The organism is Fulvivirga sediminis (assembly GCF_016757215.1).
Classification (GTDB): Bacteria; Bacteroidota; Bacteroidia; order Cytophagales; family Cyclobacteriaceae; genus Fulvivirga; species Fulvivirga sediminis.
In genome coordinates this window covers 1-16503 of record NZ_JAESIY010000026.1, presented here as the reverse complement: position 1 = coordinate 16503, position 16503 = coordinate 1, and the positions used below count along the sequence as shown (strand labels likewise).

The following is a 16503-nucleotide window of genomic DNA, read 5'->3' as shown; positions in this document are numbered from 1 at the left end:
CCCTTATGATTGTAGAACTTAATTACAGCTTAATACTGTCCTGATGATTGGGGGTTGATCCAAAATCCATTCCATTCATACCATAATAAGCTCTGGTAGAACTATGCCATGAATGTTCAGCGTCTGAAAATTCTAACATAAGGTGCTAAAATTCTTTTCTTGTCAAATTTGATTGTTGGTGATATTGGAGGTTTGACAGCTATAACTAATAGCTGCATATTGAGGAAGGTAAATCAGACTCTTTGCCGCTTATCCCCATTGCATTGCGCTTACTATCTTCACGGTAATTTTTAATGCCCTTATCATGAAACTCAAAGGCTCTAAAAGTATCCAAAATGGGAAGAGAGCTTCATCATCATCTTTATACCTTAGCTATTGGACTATGCTGGTGGTAGGGGAATGGTGGGCGTAAGCCTAATGGTATGAAGCAGTACCATCATTCATCGCATGGAGGGAAAGTAGACATAGTGAGAGAAGGGCCTTCATTCTATTAATGTTTGAAAAATGAGAGTAAAACTAAGTGTAGAGTTGATTTTTTTATGATAAAACTAAATTTATAGATAGTATGGTGGCTAATCCTACTAAAGCAATGAGGGTGGTCATCACCGTCCAGGATTTTAAGGTTTGTTTTTCAGAGAGCCCAAAATACCTACTTACCAGCCAAAAGCCGCTGTCATTAAAGTGAGATAGGATGGATGCACCACTGGCAATGCTTATAACAAGTAAAGATTTCTGTATTTCGCTCGGACCAAAAGCTGCGATTAAAGGAGCGCTCATACCGGCAGCCGTAATCATAGCCACCGTGGATGATCCTTGAAGAATCCTCACGATAGCCGCTATAAGAAAACCAAAAACCAGAAGAGGTACATCCATGGCTTGCATACTGTTGGCTATCATTTTTCCTATTTCCGTGTCTATGAGTACCTGCTTGAAGGCACCTCCAGCTCCAGTTATCAAAATAATCACTCCTGCTGGTGCCAATGATTTGGTGCTAATCTCCATTAAAACTTTAGGAGTTTGGCCTTTTCTTATGCCTAAAAAATACCAAGCCACCATATTGGCTAGGATCAGCGCGGTAAATGGATGTCCTACAAAACCCAGCCAGCTTCTTAAAGAATCGGGAATGTGGTTTGTCAATAAAGGGCTGTTAGCAAAAGTGTTCATAAGAATAAGGAGTATAGGAATACTTATGATAGCGATAATAGCGAAAGGAGAGGTGCTTAGTGAAGAGGTTTCATTTTCAGTGAGTTCTGGAGGATCGGCATCTATTCTTTTAGCTATGAACTGAGCAAATAAAGGTCCGCTTACGATGGCAGCAGGTATCCCGGTGATAAAACCGAAGAGTATCACCCAACCTAAATCTGCACCTACTATATCTGCTACCGCCACTGGCCCTGGGGTAGGAGGTATAAATGCATGGGTAATGGCCAGTCCGGCCAAAAGAGGTATGCCGTAGAGCAAGATGGATTTTCCCGATTGCTTTTTTAAGGCATACACTACAGGAATTAAAATGATAAAGGCCACATCAAAGAATACGGGTATGGCTACCAAAAATCCGGTAATAACCATAGACCAACTGGCATTTTTAACGCCAAACTTCTGTAGCATATAATTAGCCAAAGCCTGAGCTCCACCGGAGTGTTCCAAAAGAGCTCCAAAGATAGACCCTAAACCTACCACTGTAGCCACAAAGCCCAGCGTGCCAGCCATGCCGTTTTGCACACTCTGAATAAGATCAAGAGGTGGTAGGCCGGCAATGATGCCAACTACTAGACTAGTAATTAATAGAGCCAAAAAGGCGTGAATTCTCACCATCATAATGAGGATGAGTAAGATAAAGATTCCCGCGCCAGCGGCCAATATAAGTTGATAGTTAATCATCCAGCTTATGTAGCACTATAGAGGTAATTTCCTCTGGTGTTAAGGTACCATTTACGCAAATGCCATAAGTAGGGGGCTCTAGTGCTTCAAATTGTGAGGCTACCAGCTTTTCAGGCATAAAGTGTCCTTTTCGGCTGATAACTCGGTTTTTGATTACTTCCCTCGGTACATCCAGGTAAACCCATTTTATACCTTCTTCTAAATGGCTTTGTAATGTCTCTCTATACTTTTCTTTCAGTGCGCTGCAGGCCAAAACTGCCCCGCTTTTCTCTTGCCATTTAGGGATTTGCTCTGAAAGTAAAATGAGCCATTGCCGTCTGTCTTCATCAGTTAAAGGAACGCCATTAGACATTTTTTTTATATTTTCAGTAGAGTGAAAATCATCGGCGTCGTAGTATGGAATTTCTGTTTCCTTGCTCACCAGCTTAGCTATTGTAGACTTACCACTGCCTGTTACGCCCATTACAATTATTACCATGTTTAAATATAGATAAAATCATTAGGAATGACATTTTAATTTTTTAAACCTTGATACAATCTTTTTTATAAATTATCTCTCTTTATAATAAGCTTTCTTAATAAAATCATAAAAATGTAAAAAGTGCAAATTGACTAGTTATACAGAACAAGAGATAATTGAACTCTGCCTGAAGAATGATAGAAAAGGCAAGAAGCTGCTTTTTGCTATATTTAGGACATTATATGCTATATCCGCCAGAGGCCTAAGTCATACTGATCACTTGGCCGGAGCCAAGCGATTGTGAATCGTGACTTTTGAATCCGATACATCATTTCATGACTATCCCTTATCGTTGGCATCTCACTCATTTTCAGAGACCTTTCTCTTGGCCATCCTTTACGTAGGCGCAGTTATCTCTTCCTTAGCGATGTGGAGGTGGGAGATTATTTACTTTGATTTATGTGCTATTTTTTTATTGAAATTATTAAGTTAAAGGGTTGGAAATTATCTGATGCTAAGGGTTTGTAAGCATTTATAAAAAGGGTATAATTTTGATAATCAATAATTTAATTTTACCGAGTATTGAATATACTCGGATGTTGTACTTCATTAAAAAACGACTAAGTGACAAGAATCGAATTCATAGAATTTCTGAAAGAGTTTAGAAAAGACTTGGAGGAAAATAAATCAAATTGGGAAAACAGAACTCTTGAAGATTTTCTCGAGGCAATGGAAGCCTATACGGAAGATGTCCAAGGTTTTTATGATAATATGAAAATGAATGTTGATGCTGACAAGCCAACATGGGAAAATTTCAAAACCATTCTCAAAGGAGCTTCAATCTATGAATAAGGCTTATAAGATTTTACTTGACGGAGAGGAAATTGGAACATCTAAGCTTGAAAAATGCGGATGCTCCAATGGGCGTTGTTTTCGGAGAAATAATCTTCGAGAAAAACGAATGGAACTACAATTCTATTAAATCTTATTGCTTTACTAAAAATATTAAAATTGCAGATGATTACCCAGAAGATAAATTAATTTCAACTAGAACAATTGACTCTTTGGTGATACGAAATGAACAAGGGTTTGAAATCAAAGGAGTGGGAAATCAGATTAGTGGAATGGACAGCGAAAGGTTTGAAATTTCAATTGAAGAGATTGCCTACCCATTTTATGAAGAAGAATTTCCTCACCATGTAAAAGCTTATAAGGAGATGTTTAAAGAATAAAAAACGAAAGCACAATAACACCTATACGCAATGCCCTGTGGGACACTGTACAACCGGTTGGTAGCCATTTGAAAATGACCTTAACTCAGATAAAAACAATACTATATATAGAAATTTCCTACTATGGATTGATTTCTTATTGGTTAATAAATGACACTATTAATTTTGGAATAGGATTAGGAGCATTTTTCTTCTTCTATTTATGTATTGGAATAAGCATCCTATTAATTATTTTCCTTACATTAATATCAACAAAAAAGAGTAACAAATTACTAAAAAAGATTGCCCTGCTTACCTTGACTGTTTCTACACTCTTGTGTTTAGTAATAACATATTATTATACTATTGGACGAGGATACGAATGCTTATGGAATGGACGTATTTTTAATCCATGTTAATTATAAAATTAAAAAACGTATACTAATTGAGTAGACGGCTCTGACTCAAATTGAGCCAGAGTGCGCCTCTCATACCAGCGTACGTACCGATCTCTATACCTCCCTGCAAGCTGGCTTATCACTAAAAATGTCTGTTAGACATTTTCTTAACGCTCAGGCTCAGTTCATTTAATCTCGGATTGTAGTTTTCTGTAATATTCCATCGTCACCGATGACAACCTTGCTACTTGCTTTTCTTCCGGACACCACCCCCAGCGAATAAGGGGCTTTTACCCCTTGAAACACTCAAATTCTTGAGTTATATTCATCCTTCAAGGCACACACTGTATATAAGCTATGGCTAGGTCTGTGCTCATACACCAAACGTTAAGCTGCATTAAAGACATGATCATACTACCATATAGAGAGAAACTCATACAAAAGAATTTCTTTGAATATTCTTTTAATGAAGACGAAGATTTTGTTCCTAATAAGAGACTTTTCAATAAGTTGAGTTCTGCTGAACAATATTACCTGGCTGAAAATTTCAACTGGGACGATGGTGTTGATGTCCTTAATTGGATAGTAGAGAGTAAAAAATGTGATAAGGGAACCGCTGCTTTGATCTTTTGGAAAGCTGATCCTGATTTTTACATGGAAAGAACTCTTGAGTCAATCGAAGATTATGAACGAGGAGTTTTTGACCTTCTGCAAAAGATTCTACGGAAATTTAACAATGATGAATTCACACGAAGTAAACTGAAATTTGATCCAATTGCGGCAGGTTATGACACGAATGTTCATAGCCAACACAAAATTTGGGAACTTCCGAACGAACTCAGGTGCGCAACAAAAGGAATGAAGCCAATATCTCTTGGAGGAATTCAGGAATTCTTTTGGGAGTGGCAAAGAAGTCAACGTCTGAAGAAGCGGGAGAAGCGAAAAGCTAAAAGAAAGCAATCCAGTCGTATAGACCGCCGTGAGCTATAAGATCATTGTACGATTCACAAAGCATAGTAAAAACGGGTGTCCATACCTTCCTAAAGGCTGGCTTATCACTAAAAATGTCTGCTAGACATTTTCTTAACGCTCATGCTCAGTTCATTTAATCTCGGATTGTAGTTTTCTGTAATATTCCATCGTCACCGATGACAACCTTGCTACTTGCTTCGCTTCCAGGCACGACCCTAGCGCGTAGAGGACTTTCACCTCTTGGAATACTCAAATTCTTGAGATATATTCACCATTCAAGGCACACGCAAAATTCATATGTGAGCCTAGCAAAAATGAGCTAGTAGGCTTATTGTACCCAGCAACATTTTTGCAACTTGAAAGAAAAATTCAAACAATCACTGCCCACATATGCATCGGTCGTTAGCAAGAACCAGAACTGAACACTCCGAAACATGAACGAAATATTAGAAAAATTAAGTCGGTTTAAAAAGAAAGATAAATTCTCGGATTCTGAGTTGGATAAAAGAGGTTTAAATCCTTCCGATGTAGAATTATGCTCTAAAATGGAGGGCTTATTCAATGATTGTGCAGATTCATTGATTCTATTAAGAGCAATAAAAACGAGCGCGCAAATAAAAATATAATTAAAAGTGGTTTACAAAGCTTTAATAAACAGGATTACGATACGGAGGAAAGAGAGTTTATTTGTGATTATTTCTATGAATTATCTCAAATTGTCAATGTTGACATAAAAAAGGACTTAAATAATTGGTTGTATGGAAATGTAATAAACACAATGATTAAAGTTATGTCAGCATTTAAAAAGCCTGATAATATCATCGAAACGCTATCTCAAGATTGTACAGTGTGTAATTCAAAACTAGAGACTTTTATTTTGGAAAATCAGCCGGATATTCCAGATACAGCATATGATATCGTAAAATGTAAAACTTGCGGAGAATTTAACCTAATAGACAAAGGACCTGGAATAAAAAGATTGAAATTTGGAAACTATGATTGGGTAGAGCAATTGTCAAAGGATGAATATAATGATGAACAAGCAAAGACCAGATTGGAACAGATTAAATTTTTCAGAAAATAGTAATGGGCATTTGCCAATTGAGTAGACGGCTCTGACTCAAAGTGAACCAGAGTGCGCCTCTCACACCAGCGTACGTACCGATCTCTATTTCTCCCTGCAAGCTGTCTCATCACTAAAAATGTACACAAGACATTTTATTTATGATCCGTCCTTCCAAGCGTAGGCCTGTCCTTATTGCACTCCAAATCGGATGAGGTTCTTACGTTTCCGCTTCAGCTTTTTCCAGTCATGCCAAATACAGTATCTCTGCCTGTTTCAAAGCCATCCTCTATTTCTTTCTTTGCCCCATGTAAAGCCCATGATATAGAGCCTAGGCAACGGCTCAAAAAATACCAATGAAGCTATACTTGAGGCTAAAGTTAATAATCGAAGACAGTTACTTCCCCTCAATAACTTTTAGGGAAATTTCTTTACCTTAAAATACGTTCGGGGCTGAAGGGATATGCTAAAGCATAATGTGATTGATTTCAATTACTTGACATCAGCAGAGTTGAACACTATTCCTGTGAATTTGCAAAAAATTGATACCCGATAAAGCCGTACATCCAGATATTAAAAAATTTCAATGCTAAACCAGGAGTAGCCAAAGCCAAAAGAATAAGAACACCGGAAGCTATGGCATAAATGAGTCCAGCGCTCTTAAGCCTTCTTTTACTTCTTTCCAAGGTCCGGTTCGAAACGGAGCTTACCACTACGGTTAGAGCTATACCAATACAAACAAGGTAGAAAGATAGGTTATACCACTGCAATGTACTTTCATCGAATAGAAAGATGCCTACGGCTCCACAAAGAGATAATAAAAGCAGGCCTGCACAGACATTGGCCACCTTAATATCTTCCTCTGAAAGTAAATACTTGCCAAAAGAATGAAACCGAAGGAAAACATTAGAGACCGGATTAATGATCCAGGTAGAAATAGCAAAAATCATATAAAGAATAATGATGACCTGAGCAATGGGCTCAAAGGCACCCAATGCATCCGAATATCGACTGAGCCCTTGTATAAGCAGATAGCCTATAATTACTACTCCCCACCTCACCTGAGGCTTAAGTCCAGACATCCAAAATACATACTTCAAAAACAATGCATAAAATATGTTGGTCGACTTGATAGCCATCATCATCCCTGAGCGGGCATATTCATTAGAGGGATCTATTCTTAGCGCTTCTCTGAAATGTTCCTTAGCCTTATCTGATTCCCCTTTTTCTAGTGCTGAAAAACCTACCGTAGCATGGGTAGTCGGATTCATAGGATTAGTTTTCAAAGCCTCTTGATCCGCATTGAAATGGTCCTCTGCTCTGCCCAATTTTAACAAGGCCATACTTCTAAAATTCAGGCAGGTTTCATTGTGCGCATCTTCACTCAGACCAGCATTAGCGGCCTCTAAGGATTTTTCAAATTCAGCATCATGATAAAATATACTAGCTTTCAACCCATGCGCATCTGCCATATGAGGATTATAAGCTAAGGCACTGTTTACAAACTTCAATGCCTCCTTCCTCTTAGCTAGTCGGCTCAGCGTAATTGCTTTTAAGTACAAGATAGTAAAGTCATCAGGCTTCCTGGCCAATAGCTGATCGGCCACCTCATCTGCCTTTTCATCTTTGCTCATGGCCATGTATATCTGCACCAGCATAATGAGTCCCGGAATACTTTCCGGATCGGCAGCCAAATGAGTATTTACTTCTTTGATAGCCTCACCGTACCTTCCCTGATTCATTAGGTGTTCGGCTTTATATAGAGATCTTTCTAATTCCATCCGGATTACTTTTTAATTTTAAGGTAGCTGAGGATTTCATCATAGATACCAGAATCATTGGCATATAAGGCATAATTCTTTGCCGTTTGGAACCATTCCTTTGTGCTGGGTTTTACTCGTTTGATGGCCGTTATAAGATCTTTCATGGTAATGGCTGACGGTCGTCCATTTTTGATAGCTTCCTGTAACTTACCCTCTACTGCCACATCTATACAAGCATTGATATCTGCACCTGAAAAACTATCGGTGATTTTGGCAAGTTTACCATAATCGATCTCATCGATGGGTTTATTATTTAAAGAAAGCTTAAATATTTCTTTTCTGCTCTCCAGAGCAGGCGGCTGTACAAACACCATTCTATCAAATCTGCCGGGTCTTCTAAATGCAGAATCCAGGTGCCATGGAGCATTTGTAGCTCCAACCACTAATATGCCGTCATTATTACTGTCTACACCATCTAATTCCGACAAAAACTGGTTGACCAAATTACGGCCGGCGCTGGCTCTCAGATCGTTACGATTGGCCCCCAAGGCATCAATCTCATCAAAAAATAATACGCAGGGTGACATGGCCCTGGCTTTTTCAAAAAGCAAATTGAGCTTTTTCTCACTCTGCCCATGATACATATCCAATATATCGTCTATGCCAACAGAGATAAACTGAGAATCAATCTCTCCTGCGGTTGCTTTGGCTAAAAAGGTTTTACCACAGCCGGGAGGGCCGTAAAACAATATACCACCTCCTGTTTTTTTGCCATATGATTTGTACAGATCAGGAAATTTTAAGGGATGAATTATTTTTAGGCTTATTTCTTCCTTTTCATAATCCATACCTCCCACATCTTTAAACGTGGTTCTATCCTTTTTGCCGAAAATGTGAGATTCAATGTCATCCGAAAAAGTATCTTCTTCTTTTTCCAGCTCGTGGTTAGCATTTACCAATAACTTACCTTCTATCTCTTCGTCTTCAAAGTCAGGTTTTATTTGCTTAATCTTCTGGTAAACCTCCACGGCATCAGTTAGATTATTTTCAGCCATGTGCACTTTGCAAAGCAACACATAAGCATCAATAAAATTAATATCCTGGCTGATTAGCTCTTCTAAAACTACGGCAGCTGTGCTGTAATTTTTCTTGCCATAATAGCTTTGCGCCAGACCAAATTTTGCTTTTTTATTTTGCGGATCTTGGGTTATTACATCTAAACATTCGTTTTGAAGTTCTTCCCAAAACTCACCTTTAATCATAGCATCTATGACCAACTGCTTTAAATAGTGATTATCTGGTGAAGCTGCTAGTGCCTCTTTCAGTTTTCTTATTTCTTCATTCATATATTCAAAAGATCTTCAATGTCAGTTAGTTTATCATCCAACGGTTAATCACATTTTAGTGTACCACCAGTTATTTTTCAGGCCTATTACACTTTTGTAATGATACATTTCTACATGCTGAAAGTAACTGCTTGTTTATTATCTCTATTTTGGTTTACAACTTAATAGAAAAATTTCAAAAAGTTACATGACTAAACCCCCACGTATAAAGCGTGCAAGTTATGTCTCAATACCGGTAATTGCCTAACCACTCTTCAAAATCTCAATAAAATTAAAGAGATGATCAGAAATTTATATAGGCAATTTCTGCTCATACTTGTGAACTCATTTCTGTTGCCCATTGCATGGATCAAATATTAATAATTAACTTCACCCCATAAACACATCATACTATGGCGGATTTAAAGGGTGGCAAAGAAACGCAGAAGCTGAGCCAGGAACAGATCGATCAATGTCTGGAGGTATTGCAAATGCTGAATAGTGATACCGATCAAATATTCGAGATTCCGGAAGAAAAGCGACGAGCCCTGATTATAGCGGCTGGACTTTTCTCACGCCCTTCAAAAGAAGAGCTGGCCAATCGTAAACGATCCGCTAAAAAAATACATAGACAACGGGTAAGGTTAAAAGATAAGAATGCTCGAAATGCTACCGGCATAAGATCGGCCAGAGACGCTTCTGTTTTTGTAGCCCCGGCCATGATAGCGCTTACAGGCATTGATCATGAAAAAGAGATCAAGCTGGAATCGCCAAGAAATTGCTATGTGTGCAAAAAAGTATTTCATACCCTGCATCATTTTTATGATACCATGTGTAAAGAGTGTGGCGACTTTAATTATGCCAAAAGATTTCAAACGGCAGATCTTACCGGGCAGGTGGCTTTGGTTACCGGCTCTAGGCTGAAAATCGGCTATCATATTACTTTGATGATGCTGAGAGCTGGTGCTACTGTGATAGCTACCACTCGCTTTCCGGTAGATTCGGCCTTAAGATATTCTAAAGAGGCCGATTACTCTGAATGGGGACATCGGCTGAAAATTCACGGGCTTGACTTAAGACACATCCCAAGTGTGGAGATTTTCTGTAATTTCATAGAGCAGCAGTATGACAGGTTGGATATTTTAGTGAATAATGCTGCTCAAACCGTGAGAAGGCCATCTGGTTTCTATCAGCATATGATGCCTAATGAAGAGATGTCTTTTCATCAATTGCCATCGTCTGCACAGGAACTTTTGGGCGACCATCATTCATGTTTGAATGAGCTCAGTTCGCTTAGTGAAGCATTCTCAAAAAACGAACAGAAAAACTTACCTGTGAGCTGGCATGGACAGCAACTAGGAATAGGACTCCGCTCTTCGGCCAAATTATCTCAAATACCCTATAGCATAGATAATACTCTGCCCACGGAAGAGGTGTTCCCGGTAGGTAAATTAGACGCGGACTTGCAGCAAGTAGATCTTCGCACCATCAATAGCTGGCGACTAAAATTGGGAGAGATTCACACTAATGAAATGCTTGAAGTTCAGCTAGTTAATTCAGTAGCACCCTTTGTGCTTTGCAACCGCCTGGCTCACCTTATGAAGAAAGATAATACAGGTAAAAAGCATATTATCAATGTTTCGGCCATGGAAGGTAAGTTTCATCGTTGGCATAAGGAAGACAGGCACCCGCATACGAACATGGCTAAGGCTGCTCTGAATATGATGACGCATACATCTGCTTCAGACTTTGCTAAATATGGCATTTACATGAATGCTGTGGATACCGGTTGGGTTACTGATGAAGATCCTGCAGAGTTAGCCAAAAGAAAAGAACAGCTACATGACTTCCAGCCTCCTTTGGATATTGTAGACGGTGCTGCACGTGTTTTGGACCCTCTATTTGATGGTATAAATACTGGCAAACATTGGTGCGGTAAGTTTTTAAAAGACTACATGCCTACAGATTGGTAATCGAAATGTATCTTGATCTCAATAATTATTGCGATTTTGATCTTTAAAGGCAAGTGTAAAATGAATATGGGGATGATTGTGTTTATTTATTTAGTAAAAACCTATTCATCCCATTTTTCACCCCATCTATTTAATGCTAATATTATTTTAATAAGTTCTTTTCCTTTATTAGTAACTGAGTATCTCACTTGTTGTGGCACTGTACTTGGTATTACACTTTTGCAGATTAATCCTTCCTCTAATAATTCAGCAATTCGCTTTGCTAGGATCTGATCGGATATAGATGGGAAGATATTTTTTAGTTTACTAAATTGGTAGACCTTTTCATGAATACAGTATAGCAGTTGCATTTTCCAACGCATTCCAATCCTTTTAAGAATAGGATTTACATTGCAATATTCTGCTAAAATTTTCAAGTTTTCTTGATTGGTAGATTGCTCCTTAATATTACTTGCCATAGCATTTTATTTATAGCGATTTCAACTCACTTTTGGGTGAGTTATTGTTCTGTATGCTAGTAAACGTCAGATTTGTTCAAAATTAATATTATGAAAAATACAAAAAGAATACTTCTGATTTTAATTCTCAATTTTATTTTTTTAGCAAGTTTTGCTCAGTTAAAATCGAATAAAAAGAATTTTGTTTTAGTACATGGTGCTTGGCATGGAGGATGGTGCTGGAAAGAGGTTAAGGATAATCTCATAAAACAAAATTTTAATACCTATACCCCAAGTTTAAGCGGTATGGCAGAACACAAGCATAACCTCAATGATAGCATAAGCCTACAAACACATATCTTAGATATTATCAATTTAATAATTATGGAAGATTTGCAGGATGTGGTATTGGTTGGGCATAGCTATGCAGGTGCTGTAATTACCGGCGTGGCTGATAGTATTCCAGAAAGACTGAGTAAGTTGATTTATCTGGATGCTATGTTAGTGCATAATGGAGAAAGCCCCATTACTTCTGAGCCAAATGCAGAGCAATTAAAAAAGATCAAAACATTTCGCAACAAAGAACATTTTGATCCGATATCATCTAGTTATTTTGGCGTATCTGATCGCACTCAGATGAAATGGGTTAATGAGAGATTAACTCCTCAGCCTTATATGACATTTGGTCAAATCTTAGAATTAGATCATGAATTTGGAAATGGTATTCCATTGGTATACATTGCCTGTATAAATCCTCAACTTTCAGTATTGAAAAACAGGAGTGATAAGCTGAAAAATGAGAAATCGTGGACATATTTAACATTGAATACTGGGCATGATGCCATGATTACCCAACCCAATGAGCTATCTGCTATGCTTATTGAACTTGCTGAATAAATATATTTATAGTCATAATTGAAAAAAAAGGTCGTCTTGAAATTGTTTTAAAGGCGCCTTTTTCAAGTATTTATTTGTTTTTTTAGAGGAAGTCTTCAAATCACTCCATCGCAATTAAATTTTCCGGCTCCATTGCAATTATATTGCGATTTTGATCTTGATAAGCATTTGTAATGGCACTTTAGATAATTTTTTCCAATTGCCACCATGCTCGGCATGCTGGTATAATTACCACAGCTCTGCTGCATAATATGGCCGGCTATTCGCATTAAACTTTAACAAGCCTCACAAAACGCCGCTATTCATTTAACATTAAATTAGTTAGATTGACCCTGTAAAAGAAATAAGGGAATGTGTTTCTGTTATGCGGATGTTGTAGGGCATTAAGAATGAAAATAATTTTAACAATATTACTTTTAAACTCCTTGATCGTCTTTGGACAAGAATCAGGAGACGAAACTTGCCTTCAAGAAGTCGATACGTTGACAAATGAAGAAGTTTATAAAATCACTGATATTCCAGCCAAAATAGATGGAGGAATGAGCCTTCTTTTCAAAGAAGCAGCCAAAAGAATAAAGTACAGTAACAACTCAGATAGATATCCAATTGAAAGTAAAGTATTTGTTGCATTCATTGTCGCCGAAAGCGGAAGTGTAACGGGACAGCGAATAATAAAAAATATTGCTGGGACAGATATTGGGGAACAACTTCTTGAAATTGTTCAGGAATTCACATGGCGACCAGCTATTTGTAAAGGCAATCCTGTTAAATCAATGGTAATTTTACCAATGATTCTTCACTTCAAATAGAATGGATTCCCGACAATTATATAAAGCTGCTGAACACATAAGAACAACTTTAACCTGGGAGAAAAACTGGATTCACTTTGGAACAGCTAATGATGTTAAATATGACTTAATAAATGAATTGATAGAGAATTTCTTGCAAAGTGAATATATAAATTTTGTACACGAACGGACAAATTCCGGGGCTGTTGAGGCTACCAAGATTCTTTCTGCGATTAAGGATCTTCTAGGGAAGAATAATTTTGAACTCTGGAATGACTCAATGGATCGCGCTATCCAATTCAATCGCATAGGTGTACTTCTGAAAGGCAAAAAAAAAGGCCCTATAACATTTAGTATGAAATGGCGTATTAGTGCTATACGTTACTTTTCTGCTTTCTGGAAAGCCCAACAAATCTGCGATTTAGTCGGATTGTCGAATAAAATTTGGCTGTCCAAATCACAGATTTGGCTATCTTGTACTTGAAAGTTTAACTATATCAAACCGCCACGATTCATACTGTAACGTTGTGCGTCATTTTAAAAACTAAATGAAAACAAACTTTGAAATAGAAGAAAATTATGCAGTTCAGTTGAACGGAGTTCATATTGATTTACACAACAATTTTGAATTTTCTGGAGTTTCGGAATCAAAAAATGATGTTCAACTTGATTTTGTGAAATCAAACGGAGATTGGGTTCACGAAAATGAATTTAACCGATTGAAATTCATTCATAAAAATGTGAACTTTAATAACTCATCGGACGGAGATAATACCAACTATCCAGAAGATGAAAATATATTGAGTGTGATTTCATTTTTCCCAAAAACAATGAGAGATATTAATGATGGATTTATGCAACACAATAAACCGAATGAAAATGATGACATAATCTATCTTTTCGAAAACGGAAAAATGTTTCGACTGAATTGCGAACAAATTGAATTGATAGCGGAAAAATAAAAACGCACAACCCCCGTTGCCGCCATGCTTGGCATGGTGGTATGCTTACGCCAGCTCCGTTGCATAGTATGGCCTGGCTATTCTCATCAAACTTTAAAAATCTCACAAAACGCGCTATTCATTTAACAGTAAATTAGTTAGATTGACCCATAACAGAAATAAGGGAATGCGTTTCTTTACACAGATGTTATGCGAAAGAAATTTCAGAATGTATAGAATACTTATATTTTTTGTGGTCTTGGTATTATTGTTAGATAGTTGCTCAGAAAAACAAGAAAGCACTCAGAATGTTGAGTCAATCTCATCCCAGACTGAGGTTCAATCTAATGAAATTCTTGAAGCTCCTACTTTAGAGGATTCAATTGCACAGATTAGGGAATGGTTTAAAACCATCAATAACAATTCAAATGTAGGTAATTACATTAAAAAGAGTTATTCCATTCAATCGGATTCGCAACAAGTAAGCATTACAGCTTTTTACAATAAATTGAATGAGCAACGTCAAAAAGTTATTTTTAAATCCAGTAAAGTCAATTATGATCTACCAATTGAGATCCCGTCAAATCAAATTAGCTCGATAACTAGGGAATACTATTATTGGAACGACCATAAATTCTTTATCTACGAAATTGTCGATTTTCAAACAGACTCAACTCAGGCAAGAATTGAAAATAGGTTTTATCTTTCTAATCAAAGCCTACTTCGCTGGATACATCAAAAAACTAATGTTGATCGAACTAGTAGTGAATTTAAAAATGTTCAAAATGCCCTTTTTTCCTCACCTGATAAGCTCATACAGTCCTTTAACTATTCTACACATTATGATAAAGTGAATCAAATAATATCCAACACAAAAGAACAAGTATTTCAGAAACTAAGAGAATCATTATTATTAAGACACACGGACATTGACTCTTTAAATATCATTTTTAAAGACTTTAATGAATCTAAAGTCTTAGCAGAACTGTTTCAGAAGCAAAAATCATATTTATACCTACTCGAGAGCAGCAGGCGGGGTGATAAATGGGCTGGAACAATAAAGTTAATAGGAAATATTAGTACAGGTAATGAAATTTTAGAAACTCCTGGTGACTTATATTATTACATAATGACTTTATACAGAAAGAATGACACCATAAGACTTAGAGAAATGATTCCTGAGAAAGGATACAAAACCAATGCAGTTGTCGCAATTGGTGATGTTAGCGAACCCCAATATGAACATGATTATCTCATTGGTAAAGACAGTGCTACTTTCTCAAACCTTGGATTTAATTTTAGCCCAGAAATATTCAATTACCATGTAAATATAGATAGCATATTTAATAATGAAGGAACTGCCACAATTAACTTTTGGGGAGGTGGATTTAGTGAATCATTAAGAATTAAATCCACAAAAAATAAAGGTTATTCTTTAATAAGTCACAACTCCCAAGCTCATTAGAAAAAGACCAAAATGCGCATAAACACTATGGAATATGCTTTTTACATTAACCGCTAGCAAACATTTAAAAAGATGAGACTGCTAAGAAAGCTTTTTGGAAAGAAAGCCCTTTCTCCAGATGACCAGATTGGAGAAAGCATAAAGTTAATGGTTGAAATCTGTATGGAATATGTTGGATTTGACAGCCTAGAGATTGATGATGTTTACATTTTTATAACCATTGAAGAGTCGCAATATGTAAATTTCTGTTACAGGATAAATGGAGAAATCGTCAAAAAACATAAAGTCAATGAGAGTTTGACCAGCAGTGTAAATGTGGAACCGGAAAGACAAAGGCAGGTTTTAGAAACTTGCAATGAAGAAGATAATAGAAGCCTTTAGAAAGGAAGGACGCGAAATGTTTAAACACTTCAAAATCTTATACAACACCAAAACAAAGAAAATGGAATCGTCTTTTGAATACGATAGTTTGCTTAAGGAAACTGATTTCACTCCTCATGACATTGAAGCGCTTTGGGTTGAATCAATAAAATAAAAACATTGCCAATAAAACTAAGCTTCAGCCGGGCTGACCACAGTCTGCCAGGTTTTACACCCGTTGCCGCCATGCTCGGCATTCTGTTATAATTACCACAGCTCTGCTGCTGAGTATGTCCTAGCTATTCGCATCATACTTTAAAAGCCGCGCAAAACAATAATATTCATTTTTAATATTAAATTAGTTATATTTAAGTCTTGAAAGAAATAATGGAATATGTTTCCTTTACACTGGTGTTATGAGCAAAATCACATATTATACAATTATGAATTTAAAAATAAGTTGCCTCTTAATATGTTCACTGGTTATATCAAATATTCAAGCTCAAGAGGGATCAACCCCCAATCATCAGGACAGTATTAAGCTGTAATTAAGTTCTACAATCATAAGG

At 37.0% G+C, this 16503-nt stretch carries 17 protein-coding genes; 12 read left to right on the top strand and 5 right to left on the bottom strand.

All coding sequences use genetic code 11. From position 1 onward, the window contains the following. Nucleotides 1–537: 537 nt before the first annotated feature. Together JL102_RS23175 and JL102_RS23170 are read right to left on the bottom strand one after the other, a co-directional pair. Nucleotides 538–1881, bottom strand: coding sequence for a GntP family permease (locus tag JL102_RS23175; protein ID WP_202246861.1), 1344 nt, complete (start codon nt 1879–1881; stop codon nt 538–540). Next, the gene (locus tag JL102_RS23170) at nt 1874–2359 is read right to left on the bottom strand and encodes a gluconokinase (protein WP_202246860.1); all 486 of its coding nucleotides are present in this window, start codon (nt 2357–2359) and stop codon (nt 1874–1876) included. Before JL102_RS23170 ends, JL102_RS23175 begins: the two co-directional genes overlap by 8 nt. Nucleotides 2360–2965: 606 nt before the next feature. On the opposite strand from JL102_RS23170, the gene JL102_RS23165 reads away from it, so the two are divergent. From JL102_RS23165 to JL102_RS23145, 4 genes are all read left to right on the top strand, one after another. Next, entirely contained in the window at nt 2966–3193 is a 228-nt protein-coding gene (locus tag JL102_RS23165) for a DUF7660 family protein (RefSeq protein WP_202246859.1), read from the top strand. Between the two features lie 47 nt (nt 3194–3240). Continuing rightward, the gene (locus JL102_RS23160) at nt 3241–3573 is read left to right on the top strand and encodes a hypothetical protein (RefSeq protein WP_202246858.1); all 333 of its coding nucleotides are present in this window, start codon (nt 3241–3243) and stop codon (nt 3571–3573) included. 782 nt (nt 3574–4355) lie between these two features. After that, nucleotides 4356–4940 (top strand): DUF4274 domain-containing protein, encoded by a 585-nt coding sequence (locus JL102_RS23155; protein WP_202246857.1) that lies wholly within the window; start codon nt 4356–4358, stop codon nt 4938–4940. Between the two features lie 547 nt (nt 4941–5487). Next, nucleotides 5488–6006 (top strand): DUF4844 domain-containing protein, encoded by a 519-nt coding sequence (locus JL102_RS23145; protein ID WP_202246855.1) that lies wholly within the window; start codon nt 5488–5490, stop codon nt 6004–6006. Between the two features lie 497 nt (nt 6007–6503). On the opposite strand, the gene JL102_RS23140 is transcribed toward JL102_RS23145, so the two are convergent. Then, the gene (locus JL102_RS23140; RefSeq protein WP_202246854.1) at nt 6504–7766 is read right to left on the bottom strand and encodes a tetratricopeptide repeat protein; all 1263 of its coding nucleotides are present in this window, start codon (nt 7764–7766) and stop codon (nt 6504–6506) included. 5 nt (nt 7767–7771) lie between these two features. Continuing rightward, a complete protein-coding gene (locus JL102_RS23135; RefSeq protein WP_202246853.1) occupies nt 7772–9094 on the bottom strand; it encodes an ATP-binding protein in 1323 nt (440 codons plus the stop codon). Nucleotides 9095–9486: 392 nt separating this feature from the next. Here JL102_RS23135 and JL102_RS23130 point away from each other — a divergent pair, with 392 nt between their 5' ends. Continuing rightward, entirely contained in the window at nt 9487–11046 is a 1560-nt protein-coding gene (locus tag JL102_RS23130; RefSeq protein WP_202246852.1) for an SDR family NAD(P)-dependent oxidoreductase, read from the top strand. Nucleotides 11047–11147: 101 nt separating this feature from the next. Here the strand turns inward: JL102_RS23130 and JL102_RS23125 are convergent, their stop codons facing one another. Further along, nucleotides 11148–11504, bottom strand: a complete 357-nt coding sequence (locus JL102_RS23125; RefSeq protein WP_202246851.1) for a winged helix-turn-helix transcriptional regulator — start codon at nt 11502–11504, stop codon at nt 11148–11150. A gap of 90 nt (nt 11505–11594) precedes the next feature. On the opposite strand from JL102_RS23125, the gene JL102_RS23120 reads away from it, so the two are divergent. From JL102_RS23120 to JL102_RS23090, 7 genes are all read left to right on the top strand, one after another. Beyond that, the gene (locus tag JL102_RS23120; protein WP_202246850.1) at nt 11595–12380 is read left to right on the top strand and encodes an alpha/beta fold hydrolase; all 786 of its coding nucleotides are present in this window, start codon (nt 11595–11597) and stop codon (nt 12378–12380) included. A 389-nt stretch (nt 12381–12769) separates the two neighbouring features. Beyond that, on the top strand, nt 12770–13189 hold the full coding sequence (locus JL102_RS23115) for an energy transducer TonB (RefSeq protein ID WP_202246849.1): 420 nt from the start codon (nt 12770–12772) through the stop codon (nt 13187–13189). 1 nt (nt 13190) lies between these two features. Next, complete coding sequence (locus JL102_RS23110; protein WP_202246848.1) at nt 13191–13652, top strand: hypothetical protein; 462 nt, start codon at nt 13191–13193, stop codon at nt 13650–13652. Between the two features lie 64 nt (nt 13653–13716). Beyond that, nucleotides 13717–14130, top strand: a complete 414-nt coding sequence (locus JL102_RS23105) for a hypothetical protein (RefSeq protein ID WP_202246847.1) — start codon at nt 13717–13719, stop codon at nt 14128–14130. A 208-nt stretch (nt 14131–14338) separates the two neighbouring features. Then, a complete protein-coding gene (locus tag JL102_RS23100; protein ID WP_202246846.1) occupies nt 14339–15574 on the top strand; it encodes a hypothetical protein in 1236 nt (411 codons plus the stop codon). Nucleotides 15575–15646: 72 nt separating this feature from the next. Beyond that, entirely contained in the window at nt 15647–15955 is a 309-nt protein-coding gene (locus JL102_RS23095; RefSeq protein WP_202246845.1) for a hypothetical protein, read from the top strand. Continuing rightward, nucleotides 15930–16109, top strand: coding sequence for a hypothetical protein (locus tag JL102_RS23090; protein ID WP_202246844.1), 180 nt, complete (start codon nt 15930–15932; stop codon nt 16107–16109). Before JL102_RS23095 ends, JL102_RS23090 begins: the two co-directional genes overlap by 26 nt. Nucleotides 16110–16503: the final 394 nt, after the last annotated feature.

What these genes read in the sequence shown, in the direction of transcription:
- JL102_RS23175 (WP_202246861.1), bottom strand. Translation starts at nt 1,881, where the DNA reads ATGATTAACTATCAACTTATATTGGCCGCTGGCGCGGGAATCTTTATC.
- JL102_RS23170 (WP_202246860.1), bottom strand. Translation starts at nt 2,359, where the DNA reads ATGGTAATAATTGTAATGGGCGTAACAGGCAGTGGTAAGTCTACAATA.
- JL102_RS23135 (WP_202246853.1), bottom strand. Translation starts at nt 9,094, where the DNA reads ATGAATGAAGAAATAAGAAAACTGAAAGAGGCACTAGCAGCTTCACCA.
- JL102_RS23125 (WP_202246851.1), bottom strand. Translation starts at nt 11,504, where the DNA reads ATGGCAAGTAATATTAAGGAGCAATCTACCAATCAAGAAAACTTGAAA.
- JL102_RS23115 (WP_202246849.1), top strand. Translation starts at nt 12,770, where the DNA reads ATGAAAATAATTTTAACAATATTACTTTTAAACTCCTTGATCGTCTTT.
- JL102_RS23120 (WP_202246850.1), top strand. Translation starts at nt 11,595, where the DNA reads ATGAAAAATACAAAAAGAATACTTCTGATTTTAATTCTCAATTTTATT.
- JL102_RS23140 (WP_202246854.1), bottom strand. Translation starts at nt 7,766, where the DNA reads ATGGAATTAGAAAGATCTCTATATAAAGCCGAACACCTAATGAATCAG.
- JL102_RS23105 (WP_202246847.1), top strand. Translation starts at nt 13,717, where the DNA reads ATGAAAACAAACTTTGAAATAGAAGAAAATTATGCAGTTCAGTTGAAC.
- JL102_RS23110 (WP_202246848.1), top strand. Translation starts at nt 13,191, where the DNA reads ATGGATTCCCGACAATTATATAAAGCTGCTGAACACATAAGAACAACT.
- JL102_RS23155 (WP_202246857.1), top strand. Translation starts at nt 4,356, where the DNA reads ATGATCATACTACCATATAGAGAGAAACTCATACAAAAGAATTTCTTT.
- JL102_RS23090 (WP_202246844.1), top strand. Translation starts at nt 15,930, where the DNA reads ATGAAGAAGATAATAGAAGCCTTTAGAAAGGAAGGACGCGAAATGTTT.
- JL102_RS23100 (WP_202246846.1), top strand. Translation starts at nt 14,339, where the DNA reads ATGTATAGAATACTTATATTTTTTGTGGTCTTGGTATTATTGTTAGAT.
- JL102_RS23130 (WP_202246852.1), top strand. Translation starts at nt 9,487, where the DNA reads ATGGCGGATTTAAAGGGTGGCAAAGAAACGCAGAAGCTGAGCCAGGAA.
- JL102_RS23095 (WP_202246845.1), top strand. Translation starts at nt 15,647, where the DNA reads ATGAGACTGCTAAGAAAGCTTTTTGGAAAGAAAGCCCTTTCTCCAGAT.